General features: G+C 37.4%; 7 protein-coding genes and 3 pseudogenes. 5 read left to right on the plus strand and 5 right to left on the minus strand.

What is annotated here, in order from left to right:
• Together DYE19_RS11355 and DYE19_RS11360 are read left to right on the plus strand one after the other, a co-directional pair.
• A pseudogene (locus DYE19_RS11355) lies at positions 1-657 on the plus strand (alpha-2-macroglobulin family protein); the annotation flags it as partial.
• Positions 658-726: 69 nt separating this feature from the next.
• Positions 727-1,029, plus strand: coding sequence for an alpha-2-macroglobulin family protein (locus DYE19_RS11360; protein WP_497463078.1), 303 nt, complete (start codon positions 727-729; stop codon positions 1,027-1,029).
• Positions 1,030-1,136: 107 nt separating this feature from the next.
• Here the strand turns inward: DYE19_RS11360 and cysB (DYE19_RS00015) are convergent, their stop codons facing one another.
• From cysB (DYE19_RS00015) to DYE19_RS00025, 3 genes are read right to left on the minus strand one after another with little or no spacing between them, the layout of a single operon-like run.
• Positions 1,137-2,108: an HTH-type transcriptional regulator CysB gene (cysB, locus tag DYE19_RS00015; RefSeq protein WP_049214383.1), complete on the minus strand. Its 972-nt coding sequence runs from the start codon at positions 2,106-2,108 to the stop codon at positions 1,137-1,139.
• A gap of 38 nt (positions 2,109-2,146) precedes the next feature.
• Positions 2,147-3,109 (minus strand): 23S rRNA pseudouridine(2605) synthase RluB, encoded by a 963-nt coding sequence (rluB, locus tag DYE19_RS00020; RefSeq protein WP_115322245.1) that lies wholly within the window; start codon positions 3,107-3,109, stop codon positions 2,147-2,149.
• A 54-nt stretch (positions 3,110-3,163) separates the two neighbouring features.
• Positions 3,164-3,787, minus strand: a complete 624-nt coding sequence (locus tag DYE19_RS00025; RefSeq protein WP_049214381.1) for an L-threonylcarbamoyladenylate synthase — start codon at positions 3,785-3,787, stop codon at positions 3,164-3,166.
• 225 nt (positions 3,788-4,012) lie between these two features.
• On the opposite strand from DYE19_RS00025, the gene DYE19_RS00030 reads away from it, so the two are divergent.
• The 3 genes and pseudogenes from DYE19_RS00030 to cysB (DYE19_RS00040) all read left to right on the plus strand — a co-directional run bounded on the left by DYE19_RS00030 (position 4,013) and on the right by cysB (DYE19_RS00040) (position 6,678).
• A complete protein-coding gene (locus tag DYE19_RS00030) occupies positions 4,013-4,648 on the plus strand; it encodes an L-threonylcarbamoyladenylate synthase (protein ID WP_115322246.1) in 636 nt (211 codons plus the stop codon).
• A 55-nt stretch (positions 4,649-4,703) separates the two neighbouring features.
• Positions 4,704-5,667: pseudogene (gene rluB, locus DYE19_RS00035) on the plus strand (23S rRNA pseudouridine(2605) synthase RluB).
• A gap of 37 nt (positions 5,668-5,704) precedes the next feature.
• A pseudogene (cysB, locus tag DYE19_RS00040) lies at positions 5,705-6,678 on the plus strand (HTH-type transcriptional regulator CysB).
• A 108-nt stretch (positions 6,679-6,786) separates the two neighbouring features.
• Here cysB (DYE19_RS00040) and DYE19_RS11365 read toward each other — a convergent pair.
• Together DYE19_RS11365 and DYE19_RS11370 are read right to left on the minus strand one after the other, a co-directional pair.
• Positions 6,787-7,068 carry an alpha-2-macroglobulin family protein gene (locus tag DYE19_RS11365; RefSeq protein WP_115322244.1) on the minus strand — a complete coding sequence of 94 codons (282 nt, stop codon included), beginning with the start codon at positions 7,066-7,068 and terminating at the stop codon, positions 6,787-6,789.
• 199 nt (positions 7,069-7,267) lie between these two features.
• Complete coding sequence (locus DYE19_RS11370; protein WP_115322247.1) at positions 7,268-7,537, minus strand: hypothetical protein; 270 nt, start codon at positions 7,535-7,537, stop codon at positions 7,268-7,270.
• Positions 7,538-7,817: the final 280 nt, after the last annotated feature.

Genomic DNA, 7,817 nt, shown 5'->3' on the forward strand with positions numbered 1-7,817 from the left:
CGCCAACGCGCTTATTCAGCTTATTTATTAACCCGTTTAGGGCAAGTTCCATCAAATGCCCTATTATCTATTCGAACTATGCTCGAACAACATTTCAATGCTAAAGATTGGCAAAGTGATACCCTATCTGCTTGGTTATCCGCTGCCTACCAATTACTCAAACAAGATGAGGAAGCCCATAAACTGCTTGAAAATGTTATAGCAAAATTAAATAGTGAGCGTGACGTACAATGGTTATACCGCCATTATAGCGATCCTCTGATTCAAGACAGCTCAATGTTATATGTCATTGCACGCCATTTCCCGAAAGAACTTGCAAAAGTATCCGAGAAAGTTTTAACTCGCATAGCACAAGATCTGAATCAGCAACGTTATAATACGCTCTCTTCAGCAATGGTATTATTAGCATTAGATGCTTATGCCCAACAGAATCAAGCGGAATTATCTGCATTACATATTCAGCAAAATGGACAAGATATCAGCCAAAGTAACTCACTTTTCCGTTATGCTGATTTAACAGAAACACAGATGAACTTAGATTTTGTCAATAGCAGTACACAAACAGCATGGTTTGCACTAAGTCAATCGGGCTACCCACAAAAAGCTGATAACAAAGCACTTAGTAATGGCTTAGAAATTTATCGTACTTTATACTGATAAAGAGGGGAATGAAGTAAAATCGGTCCAAATTGGAGAGACCATTATGCCACTATCAAAGTCAGATCGATTGCTGATTATTTAACCGATGTGATTATTACAGACCTTTATCCTGCTGGCTTTGAAGTGATTTGGCAATCGGACGTAGAAGAAGCTTCTGTAGATGCGTGGTATCCACAACATTCCGAAGTACGCGAAGATCGTATTTTAAGCTACGGTAATGTGGAAGGTGAAATGAAGACTTTGAAATACCAACTTAAAGCAGTGAATATTGGCACATTCCAAATTCCTCCTGTTTATGCGGAAAGTATGTACGATCGTACAATCAAAGCTTACTCTGCAAATGAAGGACAAATTAAAGTCACCAAATAACATAAAAAAACTAAAATGCCCATAGGAACAGCACTATGGGCATTTTTATTTCTCTTCTAAGATGTATAAATAATGCTATTGACTTTGCACTTTTCTAAAAAATGTGCTTAACGTAATTCCAATTCAACACCTTCAAACAATTTTTTCACAGCATCTTTATCACGTAAACGCTCCGCTTTCTCTACAACATCACGAGTCAAATGTGGTGAGAAATATTGCATGAAATCATACATATAAGTACGTAAAAAAGTACTGTGTTTAAATGCAATTTGTACTGCGCTTGGTGCAAATAAATGATCTGCATTTAATGCCAATAAATCCGTATCTGCTTCAGTATGTGCCATTGATGCCATAATTCCAACTCCTAGTCCTAAACGAACATAAGTTTTTATCACATCAGCATCTGTTGCAGTAAACACAATGTTCGGTAGGATACCTGCTCTATTGAAGGCATAATCTAAGTCAGATACGCCCGTAAAACCGAAAGTATAAGTAACTAATGGATATTTACCTAATTCTTCAATCGTTAAATGCTTACATTGTGCAAGTGGATGGTCACGCTTTACGACTATCGAACGGTTCCACATATAGCAAGGCAATAAAACCACATCATCAAACAAATATTGAGCTTCTGTTGTAATCGCTATATCGACTTCACCAGATAGCAACGCATCATAAATTTGATTAGGTGACCCCTGATGAATATGTAAACTCACATCAGGATATTTTTTAGAAAAACGCTCAACGACAGGGGGCAAAAAATATCGTGCTTGCGTATTGGTTGTCGCAATACGTAAAACACCATGATTAGGCTGAGTATATTCATTCGCAACGGCTTTAATACTTTGTGTTTTAACCAGTAATTCACGTGCAATAGCGACAATCTTTTGCCCAGCAGGTGTCAATGATTTAATATGCTTCCCATTACGTTCAAAAATTTCTAAACCAAGTTCATCTTCTAATAAACGGACTTGTTTACTAATACCAGGTTGCGAAGTAAAAAGTGCATTAGCAGCTTCCGTCACATTCAAGTTTTGGTTAACAATTTCAACAATATAACGTAGTTGTTGTATTTTCATACATTCATTCCCCTCACTGCACTTGTTCAGAAGAAAAATTATTTTTTATAACGCTTACTTAACTCTGTATAACGCTTGACAGCCTTACGAATTTGTCCTGTTTTCGCACGACGACGAGGTTTTGTGACGTCAAGTTTCGTTTCCACCTCTGGTGGTAACCCAACTAATTCCCTTAGATAATTTACATTGGTTAAATCCATTTCTTCCCAACCGCCTCGTGGTAATGATTTCATTAATGAAATATTACCATAGCGAGTGCGAATTAAACGGCTGACTTGTACCCCTTGAGATTCCCATAAACGTCGAACTTCGCGATTACGTCCTTCCATCAGAGTAACATCAAACCATTGATTAATACCTACTCCCCCAGCAAATTTAATTTCTTTAAAGTTAGCTGGACCATCTTCTAATTGCACACCTTTTTTTAAACGATGCAGCATAGCATCATCGACTTGCCCAAATACACGTACGGAATATTCTCTTTCTACTTCGCGGCTTGGATGCATTAAACGATTGGCTAATTCTCCATCCGTTGTAAAAAGTAATAAACCTGATGTATTTATATCCAAACGACCTACCGCAATCCAACGTGCTCCCGTTAAACGAGGTAGGCGATCAAATACTGTGGCACGTCCTTCTGGATCATGACGTGTACAAAGTTCACCTTCTGGTTTGTAATACATCAAGACACGGCATACTTCTTTTTGTGCTTGTGTCAAATTTACAATATGTCCATCAATACGTACTTTTATACCAGAATGCACATTAATGCGATCACCTAATGTAGCTATTTTTCCATCAACACTGACTCTTTTTTCAGCAATCATGGTTTCAATTTCACGACGTGATCCCTGCCCAGCTCGAGCTAATACTTTCTGTAACTTCTCACCTTCAACATTGGTTTTAGAAATGACTTTTAAGCTCGATGGATTTTTCGGCGCTCTTTTTTCCTTTTCAAAGTGCGGTCGATTTTGATGAGAATGTGTTTTAGTAGACTTCATGTTTCCTCTAAGTTGTCGCTTTCACAAGCGTCTAGATAAATAAAATAATATGCGTTAAATAAAAGGAGTAATAGTACCACTACCTTCACGCATAATAACGGGGGTATCTTCTGTTAAATCAACTACTGTTGTCGGTTCTTGACCAAGATATCCACCATGAATAATTAAATCCACTTGGTGCTCCAAACGCTCTCTAATCTCTTCTGGATCTGATTGTGTGATATATTCCTCACCAGGTAGCATAAGCGAGCAAGATAAAATAGGTTCACCTAATGCTTTTAATAAATCTAAAGCAATTTGATTATCTGGCACTCGAATACCAATCGTCTTACGCTTTGAAGTCATCAAACGTCTTGGTAATTCTTTTGTAGCTGTTAAAATAAACGTATAACGCCCAGGTGTATTATTTTTAATTAAGCGATAGGCAGTATTATTCACTAACGAATAAGTCGATAGCTCCGATAAATCACTACATACTAGTGTAAAATTATGCCCTTCTGGTAACTGGCGAATGTTTACTATTCTATCCATCGCATGTTTATTACCAATCATACAACCCAGTGCATAACCCGAATCAGTCGGATAAACAATCACGCCACCATCCCGTAAAATACTCACTGCTTGATTGATTAATCTCGCTTGAGGATTTTCTGGGTGAATATAAAAAAATTGACTCATAATCTAAATATTTTATCAAAAATAATATTATTATACACTTTGTTACGCCAATGTAATAACGATTTGAGACAAAATAGTCAAAAGTAAAAAGAAGTCCGCTTTGTTAAAATACAAAATAAACGCAGATATTTCATGAGTGCATATAGCCCTGACCAGTAGCATAATAAGAAATAGCTCAGAATAATCACGCCACGCTCACTGCCCGATTGGCTCGCTTGCTTGAGGGTGAAATGGACTCGATCAGTCAATTTTTTATATCACCCAGAAAATCCTCAAGCGAGATTAATCAATCAAGCAGTGAGTATTTTACGGGATGGTGGCGTGATTGTTTATCCGACTGATTCGGGTTATGCACTGGGTTGTATGATTGGTAATAAACATGCGATGGATAGAATAGTAAACATTCGCCAGTTACCAGAAGGGCATAATTTTACACTAGTATGTAGTGATTTATCGGAGCTATCGACTTATTCGTTAGTGAATAATACTGCCTATCGCTTAATTAAAAATAATACACCTGGGCGTTATACGTTTATTTTAACAGCTACAAAAGAATTACCAAGACGTTTGATGACTTCAAAGCGTAAGACGATTGGTATTCGAGTGCCAGATAATCAAATTGCTTTAGATTTATTAAAAGCATTAGGTGAACCTATTTTATCTTGCTCGCTTATGCTACCTGGTGAGGAATATATCACACAATCAGATCCAGAAGAGATTAGAGAGCGTTTGGAGCACCAAGTGGATTTAATTATTCATGGTGGATATCTTGGTCAAGAACCGACAACAGTAGTTGATTTAACAGAAGATACCCCCGTTATTATGCGTGAAGGTAGTGGTACTATTACTCCTTTTATTTAACGCATATTATTTTATTTATCTAGACGCTTTGTGAAAGCGACAACTTAGAGGAAACATGAAGTCTACTAAAACACATTCTCATCAAAATCGACCGCACTTTGAAAAGGAAAAAAGAGCGCCGAAAAATCCATCGAGCTTAAAAGTCATTTCTAAAACCAATGTTGAAGGTGAGAAGTTACAGAAAGTATTAGCTCGAGCTGGGCAGGGATCACGTCGTGAAATTGAAACCATGATTGCTGAAAAAAGAGTCAGTGTTGATGGAAAAATAGCTACATTAGGTGATCGCATTAATGTGCATTCTGGTATAAAAGTACGTATTGATGGACATATTGTAAATTTGACACAAGCACAAAAAGAAGTATGCCGTGTCTTGAATGTATTACAAACCAGAAGGTGAACTTTGTACACGTCATGATCCAGAAGGACGTGCCACAGTATTTGATCGCCTACCTCGTTTAACGGGAGCACGTTGGATTGCGGTAGGTCGTTTGGATATAAATACATCAGGTTTATTACTTTTTACAACGGATGAGAATTAGCCAATCGTTTAATGCATCCAAGCCGGCGAAGTAGAAAGAGAATATTCCGTACGTGTATTTGGGCAAGTCGATGATGCTATGCTGCATCGTTTAAAAAAAGGTGTGCAATTAGAAGATGGTCCAGCTAACTTTAAAGAAATTAAATTTGCTGGGGGAGTAGGTATTAATCATGGTTTGATGTTACTCTGATGGAAGGACGTAATCGCGAAGTTCGACGTTTATGGGAATCTCAAGGGGTACAAGTCAGCCGTTTAATTCGCACTCGCTATGGTAATATTTCATTAATGAAATCATTACCACGAGGCGGTTGGGAAGAAATGGATTTAACCAATGTAAATTATCTAAGGGAATTAGTTGGGTTACCACCAGAGGTGGAAACGAAAACTTGACGTCACAAAACCTCGTCGTCGTGCGAAAACAGGACAAATTCGTAAGGCTGTCAAGCGTTATACAGAGTTAAGTAAGCGTTATAAAAAATAATTTTTCTTCTGAACAAGTGCAGTGAGGGAATGAATGTATGAAAATACAACAACTACGTTATATTGTTGAAATTGTTAACCAAAACTTGAATGTGACGGAAGCTGCTAATGCACTTTTTACTTCGCAACCTGGTATTAGTAAACAAGTCCGTTTATTAGAAGATGAACTTGGTTTTAGAAATTTTTGAACGTAATGGGAAGCATATTAAATCATTGACACCTGCTGGGCAAAAGATTGTCGCTATTGCACGTGAATTACTGGTTAAAACACAAAGTATTAAAGCCGTTGCGAATGAATATACTCAGCCTAATCATGGTGTTTTACGTATTGCGACAACCAATACGCAAGCACGATATTTTTTGCCCCCTGTCGTTGAGCGTTTTTCTAAAAAATATCCTGATGTGAGTTTACATATTCATCAGGGGTCACCTAATCAAATTTATGATGCGTTGCTATCTGGTGAAGTCGATATAGCGATTACAACAGAAGCTCAATATTTGTTTGATGATGTGGTTTTATTGCCTTGCTATATGTGGAACCGTTCGATAGTCGTAAAGCGTGACCATCCACTTGCACAATGTAAGCATTTAACGATTGAAGAATTAGGTAAATATCCATTAGTTACTTATACTTTCGGTTTTACGGGCGTATCTGACTTAGATTATGCCTTCAATAGAGCAGGTATCCTACCGAACATTGTGTTTACTGCAACAGATGCTGATGTGATAAAAACTTATGTTCGTTTAGGACTAGGAGTTGGAATTATGGCATCAATGGCACATACTGAAGCAGATACGGATTTATTGGCATTAAATGCAGATCATTTATTTGCACCAAGCGCAGTACAAATTGCATTTAAACACAGTACTTTTTTACGTACTTATATGTATGATTTCATGCAATATTTCTCACCACATTTGACTCGTGATGTTGTAGAGAAAGCGGAGCGTTTACGTGATAAAGATGCTGTGAAAAAAATTGTTTGAAGGTGTTGAATTGGAATTACGTTAAGCACATTTTTTAGAAAAGTGCAAAGTCAATAGCATTATTTATACATCTTAGAAGAGAAATAAAAAATGCCCATAGTGCTGTTCCTATGGGCATTTTAGTTTTTTTATGTTATTTGGTGACTTTAATTTGTCCTTCATTTGCAGAGTAAGCTTTGATTGTACGATCGTACATACTTTCCGCATAAACAGGAGGAATTTGGAATGTGCCAATATTCACTGCTTTAAGTTGGTATTTCAAAGTCTTCATTTCACCTTCCACATTACCGTAGCTTAAAATACGATCTTCGCGTACTTCGGAATGTTGTGGATACCACGCATCTACAGAAGCTTCTTCTACGTCCGATTGCCAAATCACTTCAAAGCCAGCAGGATAAAGGTCTGTAATAATCACATCGGGTTAAATAATCAGCAATCGATCTGACTTTGATAGTGGCATAAATGGTCTCTCCCAATTTGGACCGATTTTACTTCATTCCCCTCTTTATCAGTATAAGTACGATAAATTTCTAAGCCATTACTAAGTGCTTTTGTTATCAGCTTTTTGTGGGTAGCCCGATTGACTTAGTGCAAACCATGCTGTTTGTGTACTGCTATTGACAAAATCTAAGTTCATCTGTGTTTCTGTTAAAATCAGCATAACGGAAAAGTGAGTTACTTTGGCTGATATCTTGTCCATTTTGCTGAATATGTAATGCAGATAATTCCGCTTGATTCTGTTGGGCATAAGCATCTAATGCTAATAATACCATTGCTGAAGAGAGCGTATTATAACGTTGCTGATTCAGATCTTGTGCTATGCGAGTTAAAACTTTCTCGGATACTTTTGCAAGTTCTTTCGGGAAATGGGCGTGCAATGACATATAACATTGAGCTGTCTTGAATCAGAGGATCGCTATAATGGCGGTATAACCATTGTACGTCACGCTCACTATTTAATTTTGCTATAACATTTTCAAGCAGTTTATGGGCTTCCTCATCTTGTTTGAGTAATTGGTAGGCAGCGGGATAACCAAGCAGATAGGGTATCACTTTGCCAATCTTTAGCATTGAAATGTTGTTCGAGCATAGTTCGAATAGATAATAGGGCATTTGATGGAACTTGCCCTAAACGGGTTAATAAATAAGCTGAATAAGCGCGTT

Origin of the sequence: Pasteurella canis, from assembly GCF_900454865.1 — a bacterium.
In the GTDB taxonomy this organism is placed as follows: Bacteria; Pseudomonadota; Gammaproteobacteria; order Enterobacterales; family Pasteurellaceae; genus Pasteurella; species Pasteurella canis.

Coding starts and splice junctions, on each gene's coding strand:
- cysB (WP_049214383.1), bottom strand. CDS start 2,108: ATGAAAATACAACAACTACGTTATATTGTTGAAATTGTTAACCAAAAC.
- rluB (WP_115322245.1), bottom strand. CDS start 3,109: ATGAAGTCTACTAAAACACATTCTCATCAAAATCGACCGCACTTTGAA.
- DYE19_RS00025 (WP_049214381.1), bottom strand. CDS start 3,787: ATGAGTCAATTTTTTTATATTCACCCAGAAAATCCTCAAGCGAGATTA.
- DYE19_RS11370 (WP_115322247.1), bottom strand. CDS start 7,537: ATGTCATTGCACGCCCATTTCCCGAAAGAACTTGCAAAAGTATCCGAG.